We start from the raw sequence: 25,799 nt of genomic DNA, 5'->3' as shown, positions 1-25,799 counted from the left end.
AATGGCAAAAGCCACCCAGCAGCAGGTGCTTAGCGGCCGTCAAAAGGCGGCAATCCTGCTCATCACACTAGGGCCCGAGGTATCGGCGCAAATTTTTAAGCATTTAAGAGATGAGGAAATCGAACAGTTGACTCTGGAAATCGCAAATGTCCGCAAGGTGGACAGCGCGGAGAAAGAGGCAATCATGTCGGAATTCCATCAGATCTGTCTCGCTCAGGAATATATATCGCAAGGCGGTATCAACTACGCCAAGGAGATTCTGGAGAAAGCGCTCGGTTCGAGCAAGGCGATGGAGGTCATCAATCGTCTGACGGCAACCTTGCAGGTTCGACCTTTCGATTTTGCCCGGAAGGCTGATCCAAGCCAGATTCTGAACTTTATTCAAAATGAAAATGTACAGACTATTGCCCTTGTACTGTCTTACCTGCAATTTGAACAGGCTTCTTCGATTCTGTCTTCACTTCCGCAGGAGAAGCAAGCAGAAGTAGCCAGAAGAATAGCGATCATGGACAGTACTTCGCCGGAGGTTGTTACACAAATTGAACGGGTGCTGGAGCAGAAGCTGTCTGCAACTGTAACTCAGGATTATACGAATGCCGGCGGCATTGAGTCGATTGTACAGATTCTGAATGGTGTTGACCGCGGTACAGAACGCACAATCTTGGATTCACTGGAAATTCAAGATCCCGAGCTGGCCGAAGAAATCAAGAAGCGGATGTTCGTCTTCGAAGATATCGTCAATGTGGACAACCGTTCGATTCAGCGCATTATCCGCGATATCGAAAATGCCGATTTGCAGCTTGCACTTAAAGTGGCCAGTGAGGAAGTGCGTGACGTTATCTTCCGCAATATGTCCAAACGGATGGCAGAATCCTTCCGCGAAGAAATGGAATACATGGGTCCGGTGCGGCTGCGTGATGTCGAGGAAGCTCAGACCCGTATCGTAGGCACGATCCGCAGACTCGAAGAATCAGGTGAAATAATCATCGCCCGTGGCGGAGGAGATGACATTATTGTCTAAGCTGATCAAACATTCTCAATATGTTCCGGTAGATGTTCTGAAACGGCTGGAACAAGCCAGGCAGCATGCTGGACTGACCGAGGAGCCTGCTGCTTCAGAGGAATCAGCACATGAGGTGCATTATCAGGATACCGCCAGGGAAGAGGCGGAGCAGGCCCGCAAGCAAATGCTCAAGGATGCCCAGGAGTTTGCCGAAGATCAGGTCCGGAATGCGGCGAAGGAAGCTGAGAATATTGTGGAATCAGCACGGACAGAAGCCGAAGAATGGTGGCGGCAGCAACGGGAGCAGGATGAGCATCTTGTGGAGGCTCTCAAATCCGAGGCCTATCAGCAGGGATATCAGGAAGGATTGGCACAGGCTGAGCAAGAAATGGCGTTGAAGCTGGCCGAGATGATGGAGGAAGCAAGCAATGTGCTTCAGGAAGCCTATCGGGCCAAAGATGTTATTATCCAGGAGGCCGAGCCATTCCTGGTAGAGCTAAGCTGTGATATCGCCGAGAAAATTGTGGACAAGCAGCTCACAATAGAGCCGCAATTCGCCATTGATTTGATCCGCAATAATCTTGCCCGCAAACGAGAACAAGGTTTGATTTCATTGTGTGTGTCACCGGGGCAATTCGCTTTTGTGAATGCAGCGAGAGAAGAATTAGCACTGGCGGTGGATTCACAGGCTGAGCTGCAGATACTGCCCGATTCAACCGTTAAGGATCTCGGCTGTGTAATCCGCTCTTCCTTTGGCAGCATTGATGCACGTATTGATACACAGCTTACGGAAATCAAAAAAGAGCTGGTAAGAATCGCACTGGACACTGATGAGCACAGAAATGGGGAAGACGATGCTTGACAGCAGACGATATAAAGAGCAATTGCGTAATTTCGACCCGGTAAGAATCAACGGGAAGGTTACACAAGTTATCGGGCTGATGGTTGAGTCGGAAGGGCCGGACGCCAGCATCGGAGACGTATGCTACATTTATCCGTCAAAAGGCAATAAGCCGCTCCAGGCTGAGGTTGTCGGCTTCCGTGACAATAAAGTGCTGCTGATGCCGCTTGGAGAGCTGCAGGCAATTGGCCCGGGCTGTGATGTTGTAGGTACAGGCAAGCCGCTGAGCGTTCAAGTAGGATCGGAATTGTTGGGCAAGGTACTCGATGGACTGGGCCAGCCGCTCGACGGCTCGCTAATCCCGGCGCGTATGCCGCATAGCTCTACCTTCAATATTCCATCTAACCCGCTGAACCGTCCGCGCGTGCATGAGCCGATCAGTATCGGGGTTAGGGCAATTGACGGGCTTTTGACCATCGGCAAAGGACAACGCGTCGGGATATTTGCCGGGTCAGGGGTAGGCAAGAGTACGCTCATGGGGATGATTGCCCGCAATACGTCAGCCGACGTGAATGTGATTGCCCTGATCGGTGAACGGGGCAGAGAGGTGCTGGATTTCATTGAACGCGATCTCGGGCCTGAAGGTCTGCAGCGTTCAGTAGTCGTGGTTGCTACTTCAGACCAGCCTGCACTCATTCGGATCAAAGGGGCGCTTATCGCTACAACAATTGCGGAATATTTTCGCGACCGGGGCTTAAACGTCATGCTGATGATGGATTCCGTTACCCGTTATGCCATGGCGCAGCGCGAGGTTGGGCTTGCCGTTGGTGAGCCTCCCGCAATGAGAGGCTATACACCTTCCGTATTTGCCAGCCTGCCTAAACTGCTTGAACGGGCCGGAACGGGGCCGACCGGTTCTATAACCGCTTTTTATACAGTGTTGGTAGACGGTGACGATATGAACGAGCCGATTGCCGATGCGGTGCGGGGAATACTTGACGGACACATTGTGCTCAACCGGAGTATTGCCAACAAAGGGCATTTTCCCGCAATTGATGTGTTGTCCAGTATCAGCCGTGTCATGAAGGATATCGCTCCTGAGGAACAGATCGCCGCAGCCGAGAACGTGAAACGGCTAATGGCAGTGTACAAGGATTCTGAGGATCTGATCAACATTGGAGCCTACCAGAGAGGCTCTAATGCCCAGATTGACGAGTCCATGCATTATATTGATAGCATCTGGGATTTCACTAAGCAGAAGGTGAATGAAAAAGTCACGCTGGCCGAGGTTCAAGAGTCTCTAATTTCTCAGTTCTCAAGGAGTTGATTGGTAGTGAGGTTCCATTATACTTTTCAAAAAGTGGTGGATTTGAAGGGTAATGAAAAAACACAAGCAGAGTGGATGCTCTCAAGCGCACTCGGAGAACTCCAAGCCCAGGAAAAAAGTCTTGATGAATTAATTGCTGGGCGTACTGCACTGATGCTGTCATTGCAACAAGCGGCTGAACAAAAGACACCTATGTCCAAGCTTCGCGAGATGCAGGATTACGTAGATTATCTGGATCAATGTATTGCCCGCAAGCACCTGGATATCAGCCGGGCGCATTTGGAAGTGCAGCACAAGCAGGATCACCTTAGCACGAAGGTGCTTGATGAGAAGGTATGGCTGAAAGCCAGAGACAAGGCTCAGACCGCATTTCTGCAGAATATGAGTTTACGGGAACAAAACGAACTGGATGAGATGGCTACCGTCCGCTTCGCGATGAAATCCCTCTAACCCAGGAGGTTTCCGCTAGTGGCTAATAATGAAATGGATATTGAAAACGAAGGGTCAGCGAGCAAGTTTGAACGGTTTCTATTTTTGATGATACCTATTATCTTTACTCTCGTGCTGCTTGGGGTATTGCTGACTCTTTTTAATATGGATATTCGAAAAAATGTCCTGGAGATTGCAAACAAGATTCCCATTGTGGAAAAATGGGTCCCTGACCCGCCGCAAGACGAAACCGGAGATACTTCGACTGATGCGAAAAAGAAAAGTGAAGAGCAGGCTGCAAGCTCGGAGACAACGATCAAGGAACTGAAATCCCAGCTTGCAAAGCAGGCAGAGCAGCTCAGAAAAGCCTCTGAAGACAAAGCTGCCCAGGCAACGAAGACAGATGCGCTTCAGAAGCAAATTGACGGGATGAAGGCGGAGGCTGCTGCGGCAGAAGCAAGCAAGAATGCGCAAACGGAAGATCCTTATGTGAAGCAGGTGACTGAATTAGCCAAGCTGTACTCGGGAATGAAAGCTTCCAAAGCTGCGCCGATTATGGAGAATTTGACTACGGATGAGATGGTGCAAATTTTCAGTGTCATGAATAATGCGAGCAAAACGGCGATATTGGAAAAGATGGACCCCAAAAAAGCCGCCGATGTCTCGGTTAAGCTAAAGGAAACCACCAATTCGACCGATATGGCTATTGCAGCCCTGCAATCCAGGCTCAAGCAAGATGCTGCTGCAGCTTCACCAACTCCTGCGGCATCAACCAGCACCCTGGACTTAGCAAAGGTCAGCCAGACATTTACGACCATGCCTGCGGCCGACGCTGCTTCACTGCTCGATTCCATGTATAAGGTCAGCCCGGACAGGGTTGTCAAGATTCTGAGCACGGTAAGCGACAGTGTCCGCTCCTCAATACTTGGAGAGATGACGAAGAAAGACAGCGCCCAGACTGCTAAAGTCGTAAATCGGCTGATGGGCAAATAACACTTGAAAGGAGGTGAAAAATAATGAGTTTAGTTGCTCAATCTTTAATTAGCGCTAAAACACCGGCGACAACTGGAGCTACAACGGGTACCACGGCGGCGACTGCCGGTAATGCAGCAACTGTAATGCCTTTCGCCCAAACCCTTGTGCAGAGCATGGTAGGGACAGAAACGAAGGGTGCTGAGACTCCTCTTTTGGGCAACCTGGCTTCATTGCTGCAAGGACTTCTGAATGCCGTGCAAGCAACGGGGGGAGAGACGGGAAAAGCAGATACAGCCAAGAATGCCGATCCTTTGCAAGGTCTTGTGGAGAATATTGAGAAGCTGGATGAAAGCATCAGCAGCGATCCTGCTTTGCTGTCTGCACTTCAAGGATGGCTTGTCCAAGTATCTGCATTGCTATCCGGCAACACTCAGGCTGATGCGATATCTGTGGACAACGGCAGCGGGACAACACCAGCTTTAGCGGCTTTATCTCCTCTCGCACAGAACCCGGAGACACTGCGGTTTGCCGTTCAGGACGAGCTTAACAGCCTAGTGGGACTGGTTCAGCAAGCGGCAGCTAGTGGAGATGAAAAAACAGCTTCCACAGGCATCACCTTGCTGAATAATTTCACGGCAATTTTGGCGGAAACCCAGGCTCCCCAGAGCAAGCCTAAAGCTAACACAACTGGCAACGCCGAAGCTTCAGCAGTATCACTGAAACCAGTTTCTACTACTGAAATGAAGAATGACACCCAAGTAAAAGCGCCTGTTATACCGGAAGCTCGTCCGGGTGTTACCATTGCTGCAAAGACTGAGAACGCCAAACCTGTAAATGTTGTTGTACCCGTAACGGATGATGCAGGAACAGAAACCAACAACACTCCGGTAGTTAAGGGTGCGGGAGCGGTAGAAGCCCCAACAACCAAGGAGACTGCAGAAGCATTACCTGAAGTAAAGACTGCCGCAGGCGATCATGAAATCGTAACAGCAGGCCAGTTGTCCTTGCGTGGTGGAATCACTGCACCTTTAAAGGCAGAGGCAGCTCCAGTACCGGTTCACAAGTTCGCTCATGAGATGACATCATTTATTACAGGTAAACTTGAGATCGTTCAAAAAGGCGGAGTGGCTGAGGCTACTATCTCACTCTTCCCGGAGAACCTTGGACAGGTTGATGTTAAAATCACGATGCAAAACGGCCATTTGGTTGCCCAGTTCTTGACTGAGCATGCCGGAGCCAAGGATATGCTGGAGCAGCAGATGAATCAGCTTAGATCGGCTTTGCAGTCCCAAGGACTTCAAGTGGAGAAGCTGGAGGTTACACAGAACAATACGCCGCTCCAATCGCAATTTAATGGACAGCAGGGACGCGGGTCCGGATTTGGCGGACAGCAGCAGGAAAGACGCTCCAAAGAACGCAGCGAGGAGAACAGTGACGCGGTAGTTGCTGCAGAGCTTAATGGAGAATGGAAAGAATGGGTAGCTAACGCCCAGCAGGATACCCGCTCACAAGGCTTCTCTGCTAAGGTGTAATCCAAAAATAAGTGAGGTGAAATGATATGGCAGAAACACCCCTAGTATCAACGAAGGATCAATGGAATTACACAGTACCCGATAGTACCAAAAAGACGGTAGGCAGTTCTGTCTTGGGTAAGGATCAATTTTTGAAGATCTTGATGGTCCAGATGCAGAATCAGGATCCAACGCAGCCGTTGGAGGATAAGGAACTTATTGCCCAAATGGCCCAATTTACTTCGGTAGAGCAGCTGACGAATATTTCAACACAGCTAACTGCAATGAGTCAGTCGCTTGGTTCGGTATCCAGCCTGATCGGCAAAAATATCACATGGACTGATAAAGCTACAAATCAGCCGAAATCAGGAAATGTGGAGTCCATTGTTGTGAGCAAAGATGTACAGTACGCAGTTGTGGGCAAAGAAAAAATTGAAATAACCAATATCTCACAAATTCAGAACGCTGCACCGGAAGCCACTCCAGTTAGTGACAGCAAATCTTCTGGGAATGACGGGGAGAGCGGGGCGTCACTATGAGTGAAAGGCTGACTATCGGCCAATTGTATCCCTCAAGTGTGCACCCTTCTGCACTGCAGCGGCCACAGGTTTCCAAGAATCCTGTAAACACAGAAGTTTCGTTTGAAAGCTTGCTGCAAAAGAATATGCTGAAGTTCAGCAATCATGCGGCAAAACGCTTGGAGCAAAGAGGGATAGAACTTGGCAGCCGCCAATTGGATCAGATTTCGTCCGCAGTGGACAAAGCAGCGGCTAAAGGAAGTAAAGAATCATTGATTTTAATGAAGGATATGGCGTTAATTGTGAGTGTGCCAAACCGTACAGTAGTTACAGCTATGGACGGAAGCTCGATGAAGGACAATGTATTCACGCAAATTGACAGTGCAGTAATTATTTCATAAACCGGCCGGTCCTTACGGAGAGCCGGATGACCGCTGACCGACTGACGCGGACATAGCTCGAGATTTATTGTAATTCAAATTCGGAGTCCAAAGACTTCATAATCCGGGAGGAATTCGATTAATGCTTAAATCAATGTATGCAGGCGTTTCAGGTATGCGCGGTTTCCAGACAAAGCTGGACGTTATCGGCAACAACATCGCAAACGTTAATACCGTTGGCTTCAAATCTGGACGCGTTATGTTTAAAGACATCATGAGCCAGACTGTATCCGGAGTTACTGCTCCGGTGGATGGAGGACAAGGAGGGGTAAACGCCAAGCAGATCGGACTTGGTGTAACTGTTGGTTCGGTAGATACAATGCATCTGCAGGGCAGCCCTATGACCACTAACAATCCTACCGACCTGCGTATTGATGGAGATGGCTTCTTTCTGGTCAAGCTCTCGGATGCCCAGGAGACACCTTTTCTGACGCGTGCCGGGGATTTTCATATGGATGCCAGCCGCAATCTTCTTACTTCTGATGGGCTGCACGTGGTGGATTCTACTGGACAGCCTATCCAGTTGGAAGATACGGTAACAGCATTCTCTATTTCTAGCGATGGCACGATTATACAGACAATGGCTGATGGAACCACAACCCCAGGTGTACAAATTGGTGTAGCCAAAGTCACTAACCCGCAAGGTCTGGAAAAAATCGGCGGAAATCTCTACCGGATGACGCTTAATGCCAACACTGATGGTGAACTTAACCCAACAACAGCCAATAATACAGCGGATGGCACTGGCGCTATTGTATCGGGTCAGCTCGAAATGTCAAATGTCGATCTGACAAATGAATTTACAGAAATGATTGTTTCGCAGCGCGGGTTCCAGGCCAACTCCCGTATTATTACGACTTCTGATGAAGTGCTGCAAGAGGTCGTTAACCTCAAGCGTTAATTTTTTAAGCCAAAATCATAAACTCGCTGTATAATAAAAAGGTTTCGCCTATGAATGGCTTTGTTATTGCGCTATCGTGGGGGAGAACTCCTCCCCCTATTTTTTGTTAGGAGGCCTGTTATGATTGCGGTAACTAGATTGAATGGGGCACCCATGTTTCTTAATGCCCTGCTGGTAGAAATGGTAGAGGAAAGTCCGGATACGTACATCACATTAGTAACTGGTAAAAGACTGATCGTGCTGGAAAAGGCCGATGAAGTCATCCGCAAGATCCGAGATTATAACAGGGACATAGGCACATATGCTGCCACCATTAAAGTCCAGTCTATGGAGGAGCTTTCATGAAAAAGATGCTGCCGTGGCTCATTACGATTTTATTGGCGATTACACTCATCGTAGTAGCTGCATTTTTATTAATGGATAAAATCTTTCCGAGCAATACGAATGATGTGACTGCTGCTGTCCAGAATGTGGAAGCCAAGAAGCTCAGCGCTGATGAAATTGTTGCAATGACAGCAGAAATTACCGACATCAAAACTAATCTTGCCGACCCCGATTACATCCTTTCAGTAGACATCGCGTTCCAATTGGATACAGCGAAGTCCAAGGAGGAATTCGAAAAGATAAAAGCTATTAAGATCACGCCGCTTATTATCAAGGCGATTGCCGATACCAAGCCTGAGGAATTGAATGGGGCGAACGGCAAAGATCAATTCAGCAGTAAGCTAGTGAATATTCTAAATAAGAATTTGACCGAAGGCACTATAACCCAGATCGAATTCACTAAATTCATTTTGGCTTCCATTTAGCTGCTGGCGGGTTAATTCTTTGATAGGGGGGTGATTGAATTGGTTGATGTACTATCACAAAACGAAATTGATGCTCTGCTTGCTGCGCTTTCATCCGGTGAAATGGATGCGGACGAACTTAAAAAAGAGGAAACTCAGAAGAAGATTCGCTCCTATGACTTCAAACGGGCTGTGCGATTTTCGAAAGATCATATCCGCAGTCTTACGCGGATACACGACAACTTCGCTCGCTATCTTACAACGTACTTTTCGGCACAATTACGCACCTTCGTGCAGATCAATGTCGTTCAAGTAGAGCAGCTCCCTTATGATGAGTTTATCCGCTCCATTCCGAAAATGACGATATTGAATATTTTCGAAGCGGAACCGCTTGAAGGCCGAATGGTTATGGAAGTACATCCGAATATCGCCTTTGCCATGCTTGACAGGCTGCTCGGCGGTTTTGGAGCGGCACCAACCAAGATTAATGCTTTGACTGAGATTGAAACGACTATTATGGAGAGAATTTTTAGCAAATGCTTTGATAGCCTGCAGGAAGCCTGGAAGACAGTGCTTGATATCAATCCCCGGATGGAGGCTTTGGAGACAAATCCTCAATTCATGCAAATTGTATCGCCGAATGAGACGATAGCGCTCATTTCCTTAAGCACCAAGATAGGCGATACGACCGGAATGATCAACCTGTGTATACCTCACGTCGTCCTGGAGCCGATTATGTCCAGACTGTCCGTTCATCAGTGGTTTGTTTCTGAAAAGAAGGTGCGTGATGAGATTGAGCTTGAAGCCATCAGGGCGCGGGTTCATAGAGCGCAACTGCCGATTGTGGCGGAGCTAGGCGAATCGAGGTTATCCATTGCTGAATTTCTCGGACTCAGCGTCGGCGACGTCATTTCACTCAACAGGACTGTGGATTCCGGACTGTCAATCAAAGTGGGCGACAAGCTGAAATTCATCGGAAGTCCTGGAATGATTAAAGAACGTGTGGCTGTGCAAATAGACGAGATTGTCAGCGAAGGAGTTGAAGAGTTTGACGAGTAAAGATTATTTATCCCAAGAAGAAATTGATGCTCTTCTAAGACAGTCAGCGGAAGGGTCAGCTGATCCCACGCCGAAGGAAGTGACTGATTTCTTAACCCCTTTTGAACAGGATGCGCTTGGAGAGATCGGAAACATTACTTTCGGCAGTGCGGCTACTGCGCTCTCCACCCTGCTGGGCAAAAAGGTTGATATTACTACTCCTGAGGTATCCATTATCACCCGCGGAGAATTCGAAGAAGCATTTCCTAAACCACATGTGGCGGTACACGTACAATATGTGGATGGATTCCAGGGCATCAACTCTCTCGTTATCAAGATTAGAGATGCCCAGGTTATTGCTGATCTAATGCTCGGCGGCGAAGGAGAGCCTAAGGACGAAGAGCTGAATGAAATACATATCAGCGCCGTTCAGGAAGCGATGAACCAGATGATGGGTTCCTCGGCTACTTCCATGTCGACCATCTTTAACCGTTTTGTCAATATCTCTCCTCCGGGTATTGATATTCTAAATATGTCGAGCGGCGAAGGAGTGGGCAGTCTTCCGGATGATCAGACATTGATTCAGATTTCATTCCGGCTGAAAATCGGAGATCTGATTGATTCCACGCTTATGCAGTTGCTGCCTGTACAGTTTGCAAAAGATATGGTAGCCATGCTGCTGGGAGATGTTAGCCAAGGTGATCAGGAGACCGCTGCAACTGCGACGGAAGCCCCTCCCGCGGCTGCACCTGCCGCACATACACCTGCGCCTGCTCCGGCAGCACCGCCGGTTCAGCAGACGCCTCCACCACAGCCTGGAGGAGTTCCACCGCAGTATCCGCAGCAGGGAACGCCGCCTTATCCGGGAATGCCCGAAGGAGGATATTATTATCCCCCTGCAGGAGTGCCGCCTTATGGGATGCCGCCATATGGTATGCCGCCGCAAGGTGCGCCGTACCAGCAGGCTCCGCCTCAGCCGCCAGCTCCAAATCGCAATGTAAATGTACAGCCAGTACAATTTGCTAACCTGAGCGCCGGGGCGTTTGGCAATATTGACGAAAATAATTTGAATTTATTGATGGACATACCACTGAAAGTAACCGTAGAATTAGGAAGGACCCAGAAGCAGATCAAAGATATTCTGGAAATGTCGCAAGGTTCGATTATCGAGCTGGACAAGCTGGCCGGTGAACCTGTCGACATCCTGGTTAACAACAAGCTTATTGCCAAAGGGGAAGTCGTAGTTATCGACGAAAACTTCGGAGTTCGCGTTACGGATATCGTCAGCCAGTGGGACCGAATTCAAAGATTACAATAAAGCATACTTAGGGAGGATTTTGTAAAAATGGCTAATCGAATTCTAATCGTGGACGATGCAGCATTTATGAGAATGATGATCCGTGACATTTTGTCGAAAAACGGATTTGAGGTAGTGGGTGAAGCCCAAGACGGGTCACAGGCTATTGAGAAATTTAAGGAACTGCGTCCTGATTTGATCACGATGGATATCACCATGCCTGAGATGGACGGAATCGCCGCCCTGAAAGAAATCAAAAAAGTGGATGCCAATGCCAAAGTCATCATGTGTTCTGCCATGGGTCAGCAGGCTATGGTAATTGACGCAATCCAAGCGGGTGCCAAGGACTTTATTGTTAAGCCTTTCCAGGCAGACCGTGTTATCGAAGCTATCAACAAAACGCTGGGCGTGTAACAAGAATACATGCCAGCCAGCGTAGAACCGCTAGGAACGGGTAACAACCTGCTGAATTTGTTTTACGTTATTTTTGTCCTTGCGGTAATTATCGTGCTTATAGTGCTGCTCATCCGTTTTCTGGGGCGCCGCAATCAGACCTTGATGAGCGGGCGTTCGATCCGTACGCTTGGTGCTTTGGGCCTTGGGCCGAACAAGTCAATACAGATTATTGAACTCGGAGGCAGCCTCTACCTGATCGGGGTCGGTGAGAATATATCCCAGTTGGATAAAATCACCGATCCGGCTGAGGTAGCGTTGATCATTTCAGCATTTGAGGATCAATCGTCAGGACAAAATAATTTTCTTGCTCAATTTATAGCTAAGATCAGAGCCAAACTTCGCGGAGAGGTACCATCACAGGAAATTGAACTTAATGAAACATCCTCTTTTTACGAGACCTTGCAGTCCAAGCTTGCACTTGCCCCAGAGCGCAAGGAGAAGATGGATGAGCTGCTCCGGGAAGATGTGCTTCAGGATGAGTCGAGGGATTTATGAAAAAAAAGCTGATTCTTTCATTTCTGCTGCTTGCTGTATTCGGTGTTGTGCTTTTGCACCCCGTACATGCCGATCCTATACCTAATATAAGCGTTCAGGTCGGCAATAATGATGGATCCAGCAGTGGAACGAGTTCAATTTCCATTCTGCTGCTTACTACCGTACTGAGCGTTGCTCCGGCATTCCTTATCCTGATGACCAGCTTCACCCGGATTGTCATCGTTCTGGGTTTTGTCAGAACCTCGCTAGGTACCCAGCAGATGCCTCCGAACCAGGTGCTTGTCGGATTAGCTTTGTTCTTGACTCTTTTCATAATGTCTCCGACGCTTGCGAAGGTGAATGAGACGGCGCTGCAGCCGTATATGAAGGGAACAATTACTCAAACCGAGGCGCTTAACAAAGCGGCGGACCCCATGAAGGAATTTATGTTCAAGCAGACGAACACCAAGGATTTGCTGCTGTTTATGAATTACACCGGCAACAAAGCTTCGGTCAAGCCTGCAACCTACAGCGATATTCCTTTGACGGTGATGGTGCCTGCTTTTGCGATCGGAGAGATGAAAAAGGCCTTTATGATGGGCTTTATGATTTTTATTCCTTTTCTGATCATTGATATTGTGGTAGCGAGTACGCTGATGGCCATGGGGATGATGATGCTGCCTCCGGTCATGATTTCATTACCTTTCAAAATAATGCTCTTTGTACTGGTAGACGGGTGGTACTTAGTCGTTAAATCACTGCTGTTAAGCTTTAACACCTGAGATTCAAGAGGAGGCATAAGGGATGAATACGGAGTTTATTATCGGTCTGGCAGGCCAAGCCGTATATTTAGTGCTCGAAACAAGCGCTCCCATGCTGATTCTTGGTCTGGTGGTAGGTTTGATTATCAGTATTTTCCAAGCTACAACCCAGATTCAAGAGCAGACCTTGGCGTTTGTTCCTAAGATTGTCGCTGTTTTGCTTGCTTTGCTGCTGTTTGGGCCGTGGATCATCACAAAAATGGTAGACTTTACCAGCCAAATTTTGGGCAATCTCAATATGTATATCGGTTGAAGCTATGGATATGGAGACCCTGCTGCAAAGTTTTCCCGTCTTTCTGTTGATTTTTTGTCGAATATCAGCCTTTTTTGTTGTAATCCCGGTGTTCTCTTCGCAAAGTGTGCCGGCAACGTTCAAAATCGGACTTTCCTTTTTTGTTGCTTTGGTCGTCTTCAGCTCCAGAGGAGCAGGGGTTATTGTTCCGCAGGATCTGACTTATATTTTGCTGATTGCCAGAGAGGTCTTAATTGGTCTGCTGTTAGGGTTTATTGGGTATCTGATGTTCATGGCGATTCAGACAGCCGGCTCTTTCATTGATATTCAGATCGGCTTCGGGATTGCGAATGTTATTGATCCTATGACCGGCGCATCGGCACCTATCATCGGCAACTTCAAATATATGATTGCCCTGCTGATGTTTCTGAGTATGAACGGACATCATTATTTATTGGATGCTATCGTTTACAGCTACAATTGGATTCCTATTGATAATGCTCTGTTTATGAAAATGATAGATGGGAGCCTTTCAGAGTTTCTGATACGCACCTTTGCACAGTCATTTATTCTGGCCTTTCAAATGTCGGCCCCATTAGTTACAGCTTTATTTCTTACAGATGTTGGCCTTGCTTTTCTGGCGAGAACTGCGCCGCAATATAATGTATTCGTCATCGGGGTACCCCTCAAAATTATCGTAGGCCTTGCGCTGCTTCTTTTACTGATGCCGGGTCTGGCCATGCTGTTCCAGAACCTCTTCGACATTATGTTTGAGTCCATGCACAATTTGCTGGGCCTTGTAGGGAAGAGTCCTTAGGTGACTGTAAAGGGAGAGAGCGATGCCGAAGATGAAACATTATAAACTCAATCTTCAGCATTTCGGGGGAGACAAGACAGAAAAGGCAACCCCGAAGAAGCGGCAGGATGCCCGTAAAAAGGGTCAGGTGGCCAAAAGCGCGGAGCTGTCCGGGGCGGTTGTTCTGTTATCAGCCTTAATAACACTGACCTTGTTCGGCGGTTTTATGAAAGAACGGTTCGTTACACTGTACATGGATGTCTTTCAGAACCGCATGATGATGGAAGTGACTCCCGAGAATGTGACCGTGATGTTCAAGCATTATGGCTTGCAAATACTGATTCTCCTGGCGCCGCTGCTCGGCATCACCTTTGTGCTTGCTCTTGTAGTGAATTTAGCCCAGGTGGGCTTTATGGCAACAGGCGAAGGGATCACTCCCAAGTTCAGCAAGATCAACCCAATCAAAGGCTTCAAAAATATTTTCTCCATGCGTTCATTTGTTGAGTTCCTGAAATCCATCTTTAAGCTGGTTGTGATTGCTTATCTGGTATACAGCACGCTCTGGGGGGAGAAGGACAGCTTCGCTTCTCTGTCTCACGTAAGTGCCGAAGGAGTATACCGGTTTGCTGCAAAAATGACCTTGAATCTAGGCATCAAAATTGGAGCAGCTTTGCTGATTATGGCTGTTCTTGACTACATATATCAAAAGTATGAGCATGAGAAAAGCTTGAAGATGTCGAAGCAGGAAATCAAGGATGAATACAAAAAGATGGAGGGTGACCCGCTCATTAAAGGCAAGATCAGGGAGCGCCAACGCAGAATGGCCATGCAGCGGATGATGCAAGAGGTTCCAAAAGCCGATGTAATCATTACCAACCCGACGCATTTTGCAGTTGCCCTGAAATATGATGGTTCCAAAATGGAGGCTCCGCAGATTATAGCCAAGGGCCAGGACTATGTGGCGCTTCGCATCCGGGAGCTGGCTAAGGAGCATGGTGTTGTGACTATGGAGAACAAGCCGCTGGCACGGGCATTATTCCAAAGGGCGGAAATCGGCGATACAGTTCCTGCTGATCTGTTCCAGGCGGTTGCAGAAGTGCTAGCCTATGTATACAAGCTTAAAGGCAAGAGGAGATAAGCCGGGGGAGGTTAAGGACATTGAAGACTAGAGATCTTACAGTTTTATTGGGTGTTATCGGCATTGTGCTTATGATGATTCTGCCCATCCCGGCTTGGCTTCTGGATGTACTGCTAATTATCAATATTTCAATCGCCCTAACCATCATTTTGGTCGCAATGAATACGAAGGACCCGCTTCAGTTCTCGATTTTCCCCTCACTGCTTCTGATCACAACCTTGTTCCGGCTTGCGCTGAACATTTCCACTACTAAGCTGATTCTTTCTGATGGTCATGCAGGTGAAGTAGTAGCGACGTTCGGAAGCTGGATAGCGCGAGGACAGATTGCCATTGGGTTCATCGTGTTCCTGATACTAGTGGTTGTGCAGTTCATCGTTATTACCAAAGGTTCAGAGCGCGTTGCCGAGGTAGGCGCCCGGTTTACACTCGATGCAATGCCCGGCAAGCAGATGAGTATTGATGCCGATCTGAACGCCGGAATGATCAATGAACAGCAGGCCCGGGAACGCCGGCGCAATGTTGAACGTGAAGCGGACTTTTTCGGGGCCATGGACGGTGCGAGTAAGTTTGTTAAGGGAGACGCTATCGCCAGCATCATCATCCTGCTGATTAACCTGATCGGCGGATTTATTATCGGGGTTGCTGTACACGGCAAGCCTTTTCAAGAGGCCTTGTCAACGTATTCGGTACTAACAATCGGGGATGGTCTCGTCAGCCAAATTCCTGCATTGCTGATTTCAACAGCTTCAGGGCTGATTGTTACCCGCGCCGCTTCCGAAGGGAATCTGGCAGAGGATTTGACAGGACAGTTATTATCTTACCCTAAGCTTCTTTACATTGTTGCAGTAACCATCGCCTTTCTAGGATTCTTCACTCCTATCACCGTATTGTCTACTCTGCCGCTTGCGGGGCTAATGGCATATGCGGCTTATAGCATGAGTCAAAAGGCAAACCGAAAACAGATTGCCGAAGAACAGCTAGTCGAAGAGAAGCAGATCGAGGAAGTGCGGAGTCCAGAGAGTGTAATCAATTTGCTGACTGTCGATCCTATCGAATTCGAGTTCGGATATGGGCTTATCCCTCTGGCCGATACAGGGCAAGGCGGGGATTTGCTTGACCGGATCATTATGATCAGGCGGCAATGCGCACTGGAAATGGGACTTGTTGTTCCGGTTATTCGCATTCGCGACAATATTCAACTAAAACCGAATGAATATGTCATCAAAATTAAAGGAAATAACGTAGGCGGCGGTGAATTATTACTTAATCACTATCTTGCCATGAGTCCTGGGTATGATGATGAGTCCATTAACGGTATTGAGACTGTGGAGCCATCCTTTGGTTTGCCGGCGTTATGGATTGACGAATCGGTAAAAGAGCGGGCGGAGCTATCCGGCTACACTGTAGTTGATCCTCCATCTGTTGTGGCTACCCATTTGACAGAGCTCATCAAACGTTATGGACATGAGCTGCTTGGACGCCAGGAAACGAAACAACTGGTTGATAATCTCCGTGAGAATTATCCCGTGCTGGTGGACGAGCTTATTCCTTCAGTGCTGGCGATTGGAGATGTCCAAAAGGTGCTTGGCAAGCTTCTGCGTGAGAAGATTTCGATTCGCGATCTGGTGACAATTTTCGAGACATTGGCGGATTACGGCACCTATACCAAAGACCCTGATATACTGACCGAGTATGTCCGCCAGGCACTCTCCAGACAGATTACCCAGCAATTCTCCCAGTCTGGAGAAACGCTGCGGGTAATCACAGTAGGACCTAATCTGGAAAAGAAAATCTCCGAAAGCGTGCAGCAGACGGAGCAGGGCAGCTATCTGGCGCTTGATCCTGTATCAACACAGACGGTCTATCAGCGGCTTACCGAGCAGATCAATCGTCTTCTTCAATCAGGACAGCAGCCGATTGTGCTGACATCGCCGACCATCCGGATGTATTTGCGCCAGGTGATAGAGCGGACAATGCAGGATATTCCGGTGTTGTCTTATAGCGAACTGGAGCCTAATATTGAAATCCAAAGCGTTGGGGTGGTGAACTTATGAGAGTGAAGCGTTACGTGGTCGATACGATGCCTGACGCCATGCAGTCCATCCGCAGCGAGCTGGGAAGCGATGCCGTGATCTTGAGCACAAAGGAGATTAAGGTCGGCGGGTTTATGGGAATGTTTCAAAAGAAAAAAATTGAGGTTGTCGCCGCAGTCGAAAATACCAAAAAGCCTGGTTCGTTAGACAAGCCGCTGGCAGCCCCTCAGAACATTCCCCGCAGTGCGGTCCCGCAAGCCTATCAAAAAGCCGCCGGCACTTCGGCACCGGCGGCTTCAGGTGCAAATGAGACTGTGAGGGCCGCTCCTGCAAATGAGGCAGCGGCTAAACGGGCTTTTGCCGAGATTGCTGCCGCCTTGTCTGAAGCCTCCGAGTCAAGCGGGGCTGTTGCTGTTCTCCCAATGCCTCACGAAGAGGATGTAACAGCGGAATATGCGGAAGACAAGAGTGATGTGCAGCCCCCATCGTCTTCCAAGGCAGGCCCGCTAAGCGATCCGGTCCCTGATGAAGCTGCGGGAAGAGAATTCGCCTCAGCTAGCGTTTCGAAGGCGGATAGTGATGTACTCCGGGAAATTCGTGATATGAAGCACTGGATGGAACGGATTGCCCGCTATTCTGCAGGGGCTGTGGAGCTTCCGGAGCGGCTGGAACAGCTGAAAGACCGCCTCATTGAGCAGGAGACGGATACCGTGCTGTTGGATGAGTGGATCAGCAATATTTTTGAACAATGGAACGATGAGGGGCGCACCTGGACTGAGGAAAAATTCAGCGAAATGCTGGAAGCGCAGGTGGATGGCTTTTTATCTGGACGCATTGTAAATGGCATTGCACCGGATACGCGGATTGTGTATATTGCCGGGCCGACAGGCGTCGGCAAGACGACAACAATTGCCAAGCTGGCTGCAGAGCAACTGTTCAAGCAAGGCCGCAAGGTGGGGCTCATTACGTCAGATACGTACCGCATCTCCGCTGTGGAGCAACTGCGCACGTATGCCGCCATTCTGAATATGCCTTTGGAGGTTGTTCAGTCACCCGGTGATTTGCAGAGAGCTTTGTTCCGGCTCGAGAGCTGTGATCTTGTGTTAATGGATACAGCAGGCCGCAATTACCGGAATGAAATGCTAGTTGCTGAACTTCAGAGCCTGCTGGCCAAGGAGCTTAAGAGTGAAACTATTCTGGTGCTTAGCCTGACCTCCAAAAGCCGTGATATGAAAATGATTGCTGAGCATTTTGGCCGTTATCAGCTCGATAAGGTGATTTTTACGAAGCTGGATGAGACGGGAAGCTATGGACCGCTTTTCAATGTCCTGAATGATTTCCCGCTTAAGCTTTCATATATAACCAACGGCCAGAATGTTCCCGACGATTTGCTCACTGCTACTAAGGAGCAGTTGCGCGGGATGCTTTTGGGAACAGGGGGCATGTGATGGATCAGGCGCAATCCTTAAGGCAGCTTGTATCCAGCCAGGATCCCAGACGCGTACTCGGGGGCGGGAATTCCGCCCGGATTATTACCGTTTGCAGCGGAAAGGGTGGTGTCGGCAAGTCGAATTTCACACTGAATTTTGCACTCGCACTCAAAGCGATGGGTAAAAAAGTGCTTTTGTTCGATGCCGATATTGGAATGGCCAATATAGACGTGCTTATGGGTGTGTCGGCAAAATACAATCTTTATCATTTGTTAAAAAGAGAAGCGGAAATCGGGCAGATCATTCAAAACGGTCCGAACGGGCTTCCTTTTATCGCAGGCGGTTCAGGAATGGATGAGTTATTTTCGCTTTCAGAGGCGGATTTAAGTTACTTTACAGACCAGATTGCAAGGATTGCTGACACGATGGATTTTATCCTGTTTGACACAGGGGCGGGACTTTCCAAAGAAACGATGAAGTTCATTACTTCTGCGGATGACTGCCTGGTGGTGACAACTCCTGAGCCTACCGCAATAACGGATGCTTATGCATTGATGAAGGTAGTGAATAATTCTCATCCCGAGATTCCATTCAAGCTGATTGTCAATCAGGCGGGGGATGAGAGAGAGGCAAGAGGCACCAGTGAAAAAATCCGAATGGCTGCAAGCCGCTTTCTGAATCTGGATATTCCCTTTCTCGGATTTATTAGCAGCGACACTCATGTAGTACAAGCAGTAAAAAAGCAAATTCCATTCTCGGTGGCTTTTCCGAACAGTGCGGCAGCCAAAGATGTGCAACGCCTAGCGTTTAGCTATCTGGCCGCTGATTCGGCGGACATCACTAAAGTACAAGGCATCAAGGGATTCATCAATAAGTGGTTGAAGCGAAAACAATAATTGTTCTGAATTTGAGGAACAGAGGTGGAAATGATATGAAGCCATATCAAGTGTTGGTCGTTGATGATTCTGCATTTATGCGCAAAATCATTTCCGATTTGATTGAAAGTGACGCTAATTTTCAGGTGACGGCAACGGCATCAAACGGCCGGGAGGCTATTGAGAAGGTAAATGCGCTTTCCCCGGATCTGGTAACCATGGATGTGGAGATGCCGGAAATGAACGGCCTGGAGGCGCTCAAGATCATTATGGCCCAGCGTCCATTGCCGGTAATTATGTTATCTGGCATCAATGAAGAAGGCATGAAGGAAACGATTCTGGCATTGGAGTGGGGGGCTTTTGATTTTATCCGCAAGCCATCCATCTCTAACTCACAGGATATAATGGCCGTAGGGGAATCGCTCAGAGAGCAAATGAAAGAAGCTATGCTGGCCCGCCAGCAGCGTGAAGCCAGAGCTTCTTCCCTTAAAGCGCCTGAGAGTCCTGCTGCAGAGACGAGAGTGCCGGCTGAGCCTGTTCGCGAATCTGTAAGACGGACCCTGGAGCCTCCGAAGAAAGCACCAGAGCTTCCACGTAAGTCATCAGTTGAGCAAACGAAGCTAAAACCGGAGACGAGGCTCACTCCTGAGAAGGATACAAAGGGGAAAACTCCAGGCAGAATTGCTGCTGATAAGACTCCTTCTCAAGATTTAACCAAGGCGTCGCCTGCTGCCCCGCCGCCGGCTTCTGAGAAGCTTAGAAATCGCACCAGAACCGAAGCTAAGCCGGCATTTCCTGAAGCTCGTCCTGTGCCTGAAACGGCATCCGGTGCATTTATTGACCCTCCTGCAGTTGCAGCCGACCGCAAGCCTGCGAGTAAAGGGCTGCGCAAACTGGTCGCCGTTGGCTGCTCCACAGGCGGCCCGCGTGCCCTAAAGGCATTCCTGGAAAACATTCCGGCGGATTTCCCGGCTCCGATTGTCATTGTGCAGCACATGCCGCCTAATTTCACCAAATCGCTGGCTCAGCGCCTGAATACCTTCAGTCCGCTTGATGTAGCGGAAGCGGAGCAGGGGATGATCTTACGGCAAGGAGCAGCCTACATTGCTCCGGGGGGCTATCATCTCAAGGTTGTTCCGTCAGCCGGCGGCCAGTATGCCATCGACCTTACGAAAGAGGAAGCCCGCAATGGACATCGTCCATCTGTGGACACGCTGTTCGAGTCGATTTTGCCGCTTACTTCACTGGAGCGCCATGCAGTGATTATGACAGGGATGGGCAGTGACGGTGCCAAAATGATGAAAGCACTCTACGATTCGGGTGTTACATCTACCTTTGCCGAAAGTGAAGAAACCTGTGTGGTTTACGGGATGCCGCGGTCTGCGGTGGAATTGCAGTGCGTTAGACATGTCCTGCCGTTGCAAGAAATTGCTCCAAGGCTGGTGCAAGCCGTAAAATAATGGAAATGCGAACTTGAAGGGAAGGTGCCCGCTCATGGACATGAATCAATATTTATCCATGTTTATTGATGAGTCAAATGATCATCTGCAGTCATTGAATGAAAATATGATGGGGCTGGAAGCAAATCCTGAAGATCTAAGTATTGTACAGGTCATTTTCCGCTCCGCACATACCTTAAAGGGTATGGCGGCTACAATGGGTTTTGAGGATTTGGCTTCACTTACGCACCAAATGGAGAATGTTCTGGACTTGGTGCGCAACAACAAGCTGCGGATGCAGGATTTCATTTTTGACACGCTTTTCAAAAGTCTGGACGCCCTGGAATCCATGGTTCAGGACATTACAAGCGGAGGAGCAGGCAAGGCCGATGTCTCGGCAATTGTAGCTGCTCTGCAGGCCATTGTCCGGGGCGAGGTTCCTGCCGCTGCTGGAGCTGCTGCCGAGGTTACTGCTGCTGCGCCCCAAAATGCGGCAAGCGCTCCGGTATTTCTCGATGAGTTCCAATACTCGGTTCTGGAGCAGTCGTTGCAGGAAGGCCACAAGGTCCTGTACGTGGATGTGGCCATCCGTACGGATTGCCAGCTTAAGGCCGTGCGTGCTTATATGGTCTTTGATCTCCTGGAGCGTTCTGGAGAGGTCGTCAAATCCTTCCCTTCGGTTCAGGACATTGAGCAGGAGAAGTTCGATTACAGCTTCTCCCTCTATTACATAACTCAAAAGGAAGCAAGCGAGATTCAGGCGATGATACTGAATCTGTCAGAGATAGACAAGGTTACTGCGGTGGCTCTCGATCAGGAATCCTTGCGTCAAATGGGACAAGATTCGGTAGCGGCAACCGCCGAGGCGCCCGCTCCAGTTAAAGAAGCAGCCTCTGCATCCGCCCCGAGCACTCCGGCTTCTGCGGCACCTGCCAAAGAAGAAACAGCCAAAGCCGCACCAGCCAGAACCGGCGCAGCGCCTTCCCGGACAATTCGTGTGGATATTGAGCGGCTGGACGTGCTGATGAACCTGTTCAGCGAACTGCTGATCGACCGTGTCCGTCTGGAACAGCTTGCTTCAGAAGTGCAAAATACCGATCTTACAGAAACAGTTGAGCATATGGGCCGGGTCAGCGGCGATCTGCAGAATATCGTCATGAAGCTCCGCATGGTTCCGGTAGATACCGTGTTTAACCGTTTCCCGCGGATGATTCGCGACCTCGCGAAATCGCTGGATAAAAAGGTTGACCTGATCATTACCGGTGCTGAAACAGAGCTGGACCGCACGGTCATTGATGAAATCGGAGACCCGCTGGTGCATTTGTTGCGCAATGCAGTCGATCACGGTATTGAATCCATTCCTGACCGCATTGCTGCAGGCAAGCCGGAGACAGGTACGGTTAATCTGCGCGCCTTCCATAGCGGCAACCACGTCTTTATCGAAATTGAAGAAGACGGGACAGGCATTTATCCGCAGAAGGTCTTGAAGTCCGCTGTGAAAAAGGGTGTAATTACCCAGGAGCAGGCTGCGGCCATGTCGGATGACGAAGCTTATCAGATGTTGTTCGCCCCGGGCTTCAGTACGGCGGAAGTCATCTCCGACGTGTCCGGCCGCGGAGTGGGACTGGACGTAGTAAAGTCGAAGATCGCTTCGCTGGGCGGGAACGTAACCATCTATTCCACTCCGGGCAAGGGAACCAACTTCTCGGTTCAGCTTCCGTTGACCCTGTCTATAATCGCGGCAATGCTGGTTCGGATTGGCGCCGAGAAGTACGCTATTCCGCTCTCGTCCATTGTTGAGACGGGAATTGTGAAGCAATCCCAGATTCGCACCATTCACGGGAACAAGATGATGGAATTCCGTAACAGTCATATTCCGATCGTTTCACTCAGCAAGATTTTTTCAATACCGGATTATGATGAAAGCACCGAAGAGGAAACCGAAATTGTGGTCATTCGCAAGGGAGACCGTCTGGTAGCCCTGGCGGTGCAGGATTTCATCGGCCAGAACGAAATTGTAATTAAGAATCTCGGCAAATATTTGCCGGAGGTTCAAGGCATTTCCGGCGCTACTATTCTTGGTGACGGACAAGTCGCACTCATTATTGATCCGAATGCTTTTATTAAATAATTAGGATAGAACAGGGAGGTTCATTCCATGGCTGAAGATATCAAGGTGATTGTGTTCAAACTAGGATCTGAAGAATATGGCATTGAGGTCGAAAAAGTTCAAACCATTGAGCGTATGATGCCGATTACCCGTGTACCGAAAACCTATGCATTTATCAAAGGGGTTATCAACTTGCGCGGTGTGGTCATTCCTGTTATTGATCTCCGCGGCCGGTTCGGCATTGCAGAGGCGGAACATACGGATCAGACACGTATTATCATCGTAGCTGTGAATGAAATGGAAGTAGGCTTCATCGTAGATTCAGCAAATGACGTTATTGACTTGAACCGGGATTCCATTGATACACCTCCGGATGTTGTAGGTGGCATCAAAGCGAAATACTTGGACGGGGTGGCGAAAATCGGAGAAGACCGTCTGCTGATTATGCTCAACTTGACCGAAGTGTTGAACAAGAGCGAAATCGTGCAGTTGGAAAGTCTTGAGGGCTAACCTGTGGAGCTATTCAAAAACTTCAAGGATTTCAAAATGGATGTACTTAAGGAAGTGGGGAATATCGGAGCCGGCAACGCTGCCACCGCGTTATCGCAGCTCCTGAATAAGCCGATTGATATGGCAGTTCCTAAGGTGCAACTGCTAAGCTTTGAAGAAATTACCGAAAAGGTAGGCGGAGCAGAGGAGTTGGTGTATGCTGTGTTCCTGCGTGTTGAAGGCCAAGCTCCGGGCAACCTGTTTTTCATTCTTACACCGGAAGCGGCGATGAACCTTCTTAGCAGGGTAGCAGGCATCGAGCTTTCGAATGAGGGAGAACTGGGGGAGATGGAGCTTTCTGCACTGAGCGAAATCGGCAATATTTTGGCAGGCTCCTATCTGTCTTCTCTAGCGGACTTCACTTCCCTTTCAATGTATCCGACTGTTCCTGCACTGGCTATGGATATGGCTGGAGCGATTCTGAGCTATGGTCTGCTGCAGTTCGGGCAAATGGGGGATGATGCTTTGCTCATTGACACAACTTTTCTTGAAGGGCAGAATGAAATCGAAGGGCAATTTTTCCTTATTCCCGATCCGGAATCTTTCCCGAAAATCTTCAAATCTTTAGGAGTACCTTTTGAAAATGATTGAAGAACAAAGCATAATAAAAGTAGGCATGGCGGATCTCAACGTAGGCAGTCAAGACAGTCTTGTCCGTACAACCGGTCTTGGCTCCTGCGTAGGCCTTACAATGTTCGATCCTGGAATGAAGCTGGCGGGGATGGCACACGTAATGCTGCCCTCGTCAGACATCGCCCGGGATGGACAGATGAATATCGCCAAATTTGCGGATACCGCCGTGCCGGAGCTCTTATCCCGCCTGCTTGCGCTTGGAGCAGTCCGGAGCCGTATCGTGGCCAAGATGGCCGGAGGCTCACAGATGTTTGCTTTTGCCGGGGGGAGTGACACCATGAGGATCGGGCCTCGAAATGTGGAATCCTGCAAGCTTGCTCTGGAGGCTTTGAAAATTCCGCTGATTGCGGAAGACACAGGCGGCAATTTTGGCCGTACGATAGAAATCGCCTGCAACACCGGAGTACTCTATATCCGCAGTGTGCAAAAAGGCACTAAGGAAATATAGCGATGAATCGAAAAATTTTGCTGAGTCTGTTGGTCGGATTGATTGGCTTTGTATTTACTTTTCTTACGAATTACGGGCATAATTTACTTGGGACCAGCCTGATTCGGGGGATGTTTGGGTTTATTGTCTGGTTTCTGCTTGCTTTCCTCTTGATATTGGTAGTGAGCTTTATTATGAAGCAATCCGGTACTTCGGAAAGCCTCGGGGAAAATCCCAGCGGTGAGGTAATTGGGGCCAAGCTTGATATCACTACTCCGGATGAGGACGAGGAATTAATAAACCTGCTGAAGCAGACTCCGGGAGAAGGGGGCGAGGGCAGTGGTGGATTTATGCCGCTGCAGCCTCCGAAGCTGGTTTCTATGAAGGATCCTGAAGAATTGGCCAAGGCCGTTCGTCACCTGAAAGAAGAATAAGCGGGTTCTGTGGCGAAGCGGTTATTTTGTACCGCAATATGCCCGCTGACTAAACTTTGGGAAGGGTGAAAGCCGTTGAACGAGCAAAAAGCTACTCAATCGGAAACTGACGAGCTCTGGGAACAGTGGAAAGTGCACGGAAACCCTGAGGCCAAAAAAAAGCTGATTGAGAGTTACCTCCATATCGTTGATTACGTATCCAGCCGTTTGGCAGTGGGACTGCCCAAAAATGTATCAAAGGAAGATTTGGCCAGCAATGGTGTAATGGGATTGATTGATGCCATGGAGAAGTTCGATTACAAACGCGGGTTTCAATTCCAGACCTATGCTTCCTGGCGTGTCCGTGGGGCGATTCTTGATTCTTTGCGGCAAAGCGACTGGGTTCCCAGATCCGTGCGGGAAAAAGCCAAAAAGATCGAAGATGCGTATCAGCAGTTGGAACAGAAATATTTAAGATCTGTCAGTGACGAGGAAATGAGCGAATATCTGAATATTACGGAGTCGGAATTTCAAAATATGCTCCAGGATGTAGCGGTTATGTCACTCTGCTCGTTGGAGGATCCTATTCGTGAAGAAGAATCAGAGACCCGTATGTCCATATTGGTGGACGATAAAGCCAAGAATCCGGATCGTAAAGTAAATGAGTTTTATTTGCGAGATACCCTGACCAAAGGCATCGAGAAACTAACAGTGAAAGAACGGACAGTAGTGTCCCTTTTATATTATGAAGATTTGTCTTTGAGCGAGATCGCCGAGGTGATGTCACTGTCGCCTTCACGGATTTCGCAGCTTCATTCGAAAGCCATTTTGCGGCTGAGAGGGACGCTTGAGAAAAACCGCGATCTTCTCATGCAAAATGATTAACCGGGCGACGGTGACAAGGG

Annotated in this window: 29 protein-coding genes; all 29 read left to right on the top strand. The window is 48.9% G+C overall.

From position 1 onward, the window contains the following. Position 1: 1 nt before the first annotated feature. The 29 genes from fliG (at position 2) to ACX1DY_RS02575 (ending at position 25,779) form a co-directional block, all read left to right on the top strand. Positions 2–1,021, top strand: a complete 1,020-nt coding sequence (gene fliG / locus ACX1DY_RS02715; RefSeq protein WP_458962641.1) for a flagellar motor switch protein FliG — start codon at positions 2–4, stop codon at positions 1,019–1,021. Continuing rightward, entirely contained in the window at positions 1,014–1,865 is an 852-nt protein-coding gene (locus ACX1DY_RS02710) for a FliH/SctL family protein (RefSeq protein ID WP_458962640.1), read from the top strand. Before fliG ends, ACX1DY_RS02710 begins: the two co-directional genes overlap by 8 nt. Beyond that, a complete protein-coding gene (gene fliI / locus ACX1DY_RS02705) occupies positions 1,858–3,171 on the top strand; it encodes a flagellar protein export ATPase FliI (RefSeq protein WP_019910403.1) in 1,314 nt (437 codons plus the stop codon). Before ACX1DY_RS02710 ends, fliI begins: the two co-directional genes overlap by 8 nt. A gap of 6 nt (positions 3,172–3,177) precedes the next feature. Beyond that, positions 3,178–3,621, top strand: a complete 444-nt coding sequence (gene fliJ / locus ACX1DY_RS02700; RefSeq protein ID WP_458962639.1) for a flagellar export protein FliJ — start codon at positions 3,178–3,180, stop codon at positions 3,619–3,621. Between the two features lie 18 nt (positions 3,622–3,639). Continuing rightward, complete coding sequence (locus ACX1DY_RS02695) at positions 3,640–4,593, top strand: MotE family protein (RefSeq protein WP_458962638.1); 954 nt, start codon at positions 3,640–3,642, stop codon at positions 4,591–4,593. A 23-nt stretch (positions 4,594–4,616) separates the two neighbouring features. Continuing rightward, complete coding sequence (locus ACX1DY_RS02690) at positions 4,617–6,107, top strand: flagellar hook-length control protein FliK (protein ID WP_458962637.1); 1,491 nt, start codon at positions 4,617–4,619, stop codon at positions 6,105–6,107. Positions 6,108–6,133: 26 nt separating this feature from the next. Next, positions 6,134–6,625, top strand: coding sequence for a flagellar hook capping FlgD N-terminal domain-containing protein (locus ACX1DY_RS02685; protein WP_458962636.1), 492 nt, complete (start codon positions 6,134–6,136; stop codon positions 6,623–6,625). Further along, positions 6,622–7,005: a TIGR02530 family flagellar biosynthesis protein gene (locus tag ACX1DY_RS02680; protein WP_458962635.1), complete on the top strand. Its 384-nt coding sequence runs from the start codon at positions 6,622–6,624 to the stop codon at positions 7,003–7,005. The genes ACX1DY_RS02685 and ACX1DY_RS02680 overlap by 4 nt, the downstream gene beginning before the upstream one ends. Positions 7,006–7,126: 121 nt before the next feature. Then, the gene (gene flgG, locus ACX1DY_RS02675; protein WP_458962634.1) at positions 7,127–7,945 is read left to right on the top strand and encodes a flagellar basal body rod protein FlgG; all 819 of its coding nucleotides are present in this window, start codon (positions 7,127–7,129) and stop codon (positions 7,943–7,945) included. Positions 7,946–8,065: 120 nt separating this feature from the next. Next, positions 8,066–8,290, top strand: coding sequence for a flagellar FlbD family protein (locus tag ACX1DY_RS02670; RefSeq protein ID WP_019910412.1), 225 nt, complete (start codon positions 8,066–8,068; stop codon positions 8,288–8,290). Continuing rightward, entirely contained in the window at positions 8,287–8,754 is a 468-nt protein-coding gene (locus ACX1DY_RS02665) for a flagellar basal body-associated FliL family protein (protein ID WP_458962633.1), read from the top strand. Before ACX1DY_RS02670 ends, ACX1DY_RS02665 begins: the two co-directional genes overlap by 4 nt. A 39-nt stretch (positions 8,755–8,793) precedes the next feature. Continuing rightward, positions 8,794–9,792 carry a flagellar motor switch protein FliM gene (gene fliM / locus ACX1DY_RS02660; RefSeq protein ID WP_458962632.1) on the top strand — a complete coding sequence of 333 codons (999 nt, stop codon included), beginning with the start codon at positions 8,794–8,796 and terminating at the stop codon, positions 9,790–9,792. Continuing rightward, the gene (gene fliY / locus ACX1DY_RS02655; RefSeq protein WP_458962631.1) at positions 9,782–11,089 is read left to right on the top strand and encodes a flagellar motor switch phosphatase FliY; all 1,308 of its coding nucleotides are present in this window, start codon (positions 9,782–9,784) and stop codon (positions 11,087–11,089) included. The genes fliM and fliY overlap by 11 nt, the downstream gene beginning before the upstream one ends. Before the next feature lie 27 nt (positions 11,090–11,116). Then, positions 11,117–11,482 (top strand): response regulator, encoded by a 366-nt coding sequence (locus ACX1DY_RS02650; protein WP_019910416.1) that lies wholly within the window; start codon positions 11,117–11,119, stop codon positions 11,480–11,482. Between the two features lie 9 nt (positions 11,483–11,491). Then, positions 11,492–12,019: a flagellar biosynthetic protein FliO gene (locus tag ACX1DY_RS02645; protein ID WP_458962630.1), complete on the top strand. Its 528-nt coding sequence runs from the start codon at positions 11,492–11,494 to the stop codon at positions 12,017–12,019. Next, on the top strand, positions 12,016–12,780 hold the full coding sequence (fliP, locus tag ACX1DY_RS02640) for a flagellar type III secretion system pore protein FliP (RefSeq protein WP_458962629.1): 765 nt from the start codon (positions 12,016–12,018) through the stop codon (positions 12,778–12,780). The genes ACX1DY_RS02645 and fliP overlap by 4 nt, the downstream gene beginning before the upstream one ends. A gap of 22 nt (positions 12,781–12,802) precedes the next feature. Next, on the top strand, positions 12,803–13,072 hold the full coding sequence (fliQ, locus tag ACX1DY_RS02635; protein WP_019910420.1) for a flagellar biosynthesis protein FliQ: 270 nt from the start codon (positions 12,803–12,805) through the stop codon (positions 13,070–13,072). Positions 13,073–13,082: 10 nt separating this feature from the next. Beyond that, positions 13,083–13,868: a flagellar biosynthetic protein FliR gene (fliR, locus tag ACX1DY_RS02630; protein ID WP_458962823.1), complete on the top strand. Its 786-nt coding sequence runs from the start codon at positions 13,083–13,085 to the stop codon at positions 13,866–13,868. Between the two features lie 22 nt (positions 13,869–13,890). Next, positions 13,891–14,985, top strand: a complete 1,095-nt coding sequence (flhB, locus tag ACX1DY_RS02625) for a flagellar biosynthesis protein FlhB (RefSeq protein WP_458962628.1) — start codon at positions 13,891–13,893, stop codon at positions 14,983–14,985. Between the two features lie 20 nt (positions 14,986–15,005). Further along, positions 15,006–17,039 (top strand): flagellar biosynthesis protein FlhA, encoded by a 2,034-nt coding sequence (gene flhA, locus ACX1DY_RS02620; RefSeq protein WP_458962627.1) that lies wholly within the window; start codon positions 15,006–15,008, stop codon positions 17,037–17,039. After that, entirely contained in the window at positions 17,036–18,466 is a 1,431-nt protein-coding gene (flhF, locus tag ACX1DY_RS02615) for a flagellar biosynthesis protein FlhF (RefSeq protein WP_458962626.1), read from the top strand. The genes flhA and flhF overlap by 4 nt, the downstream gene beginning before the upstream one ends. After that, on the top strand, positions 18,463–19,344 hold the full coding sequence (locus ACX1DY_RS02610; RefSeq protein ID WP_458962625.1) for a MinD/ParA family protein: 882 nt from the start codon (positions 18,463–18,465) through the stop codon (positions 19,342–19,344). Before flhF ends, ACX1DY_RS02610 begins: the two co-directional genes overlap by 4 nt. Before the next feature lie 35 nt (positions 19,345–19,379). Beyond that, positions 19,380–20,783, top strand: a complete 1,404-nt coding sequence (locus ACX1DY_RS02605) for a protein-glutamate methylesterase/protein-glutamine glutaminase (protein WP_458962624.1) — start codon at positions 19,380–19,382, stop codon at positions 20,781–20,783. Positions 20,784–20,817: 34 nt separating this feature from the next. Further along, the gene (locus ACX1DY_RS02600) at positions 20,818–22,893 is read left to right on the top strand and encodes a chemotaxis protein CheW (RefSeq protein ID WP_458962623.1); all 2,076 of its coding nucleotides are present in this window, start codon (positions 20,818–20,820) and stop codon (positions 22,891–22,893) included. Positions 22,894–22,920: 27 nt separating this feature from the next. After that, positions 22,921–23,382, top strand: coding sequence for a chemotaxis protein CheW (locus ACX1DY_RS02595; RefSeq protein ID WP_019910429.1), 462 nt, complete (start codon positions 22,921–22,923; stop codon positions 23,380–23,382). 36 nt (positions 23,383–23,418) lie between these two features. Continuing rightward, the gene (locus ACX1DY_RS02590; RefSeq protein WP_458962822.1) at positions 23,419–24,012 is read left to right on the top strand and encodes a chemotaxis protein CheC; all 594 of its coding nucleotides are present in this window, start codon (positions 23,419–23,421) and stop codon (positions 24,010–24,012) included. Further along, a complete protein-coding gene (locus ACX1DY_RS02585; protein ID WP_458962622.1) occupies positions 24,005–24,502 on the top strand; it encodes a chemotaxis protein CheD in 498 nt (165 codons plus the stop codon). Before ACX1DY_RS02590 ends, ACX1DY_RS02585 begins: the two co-directional genes overlap by 8 nt. Positions 24,503–24,504: 2 nt before the next feature. Then, positions 24,505–24,915, top strand: a complete 411-nt coding sequence (locus ACX1DY_RS02580) for a hypothetical protein (protein ID WP_458962621.1) — start codon at positions 24,505–24,507, stop codon at positions 24,913–24,915. A gap of 75 nt (positions 24,916–24,990) precedes the next feature. Beyond that, on the top strand, positions 24,991–25,779 hold the full coding sequence (locus tag ACX1DY_RS02575) for a FliA/WhiG family RNA polymerase sigma factor (RefSeq protein ID WP_458962620.1): 789 nt from the start codon (positions 24,991–24,993) through the stop codon (positions 25,777–25,779). The last annotated feature ends 20 nt before the right edge of the window (positions 25,780–25,799 follow it).

It is taken from the genome of Paenibacillus sp. BAC0078, from assembly GCF_054483875.1.
The sequence above is the reverse complement of the archived record's forward strand: the minus strand, read 5'-3'. Positions and strand labels throughout refer to the sequence as shown.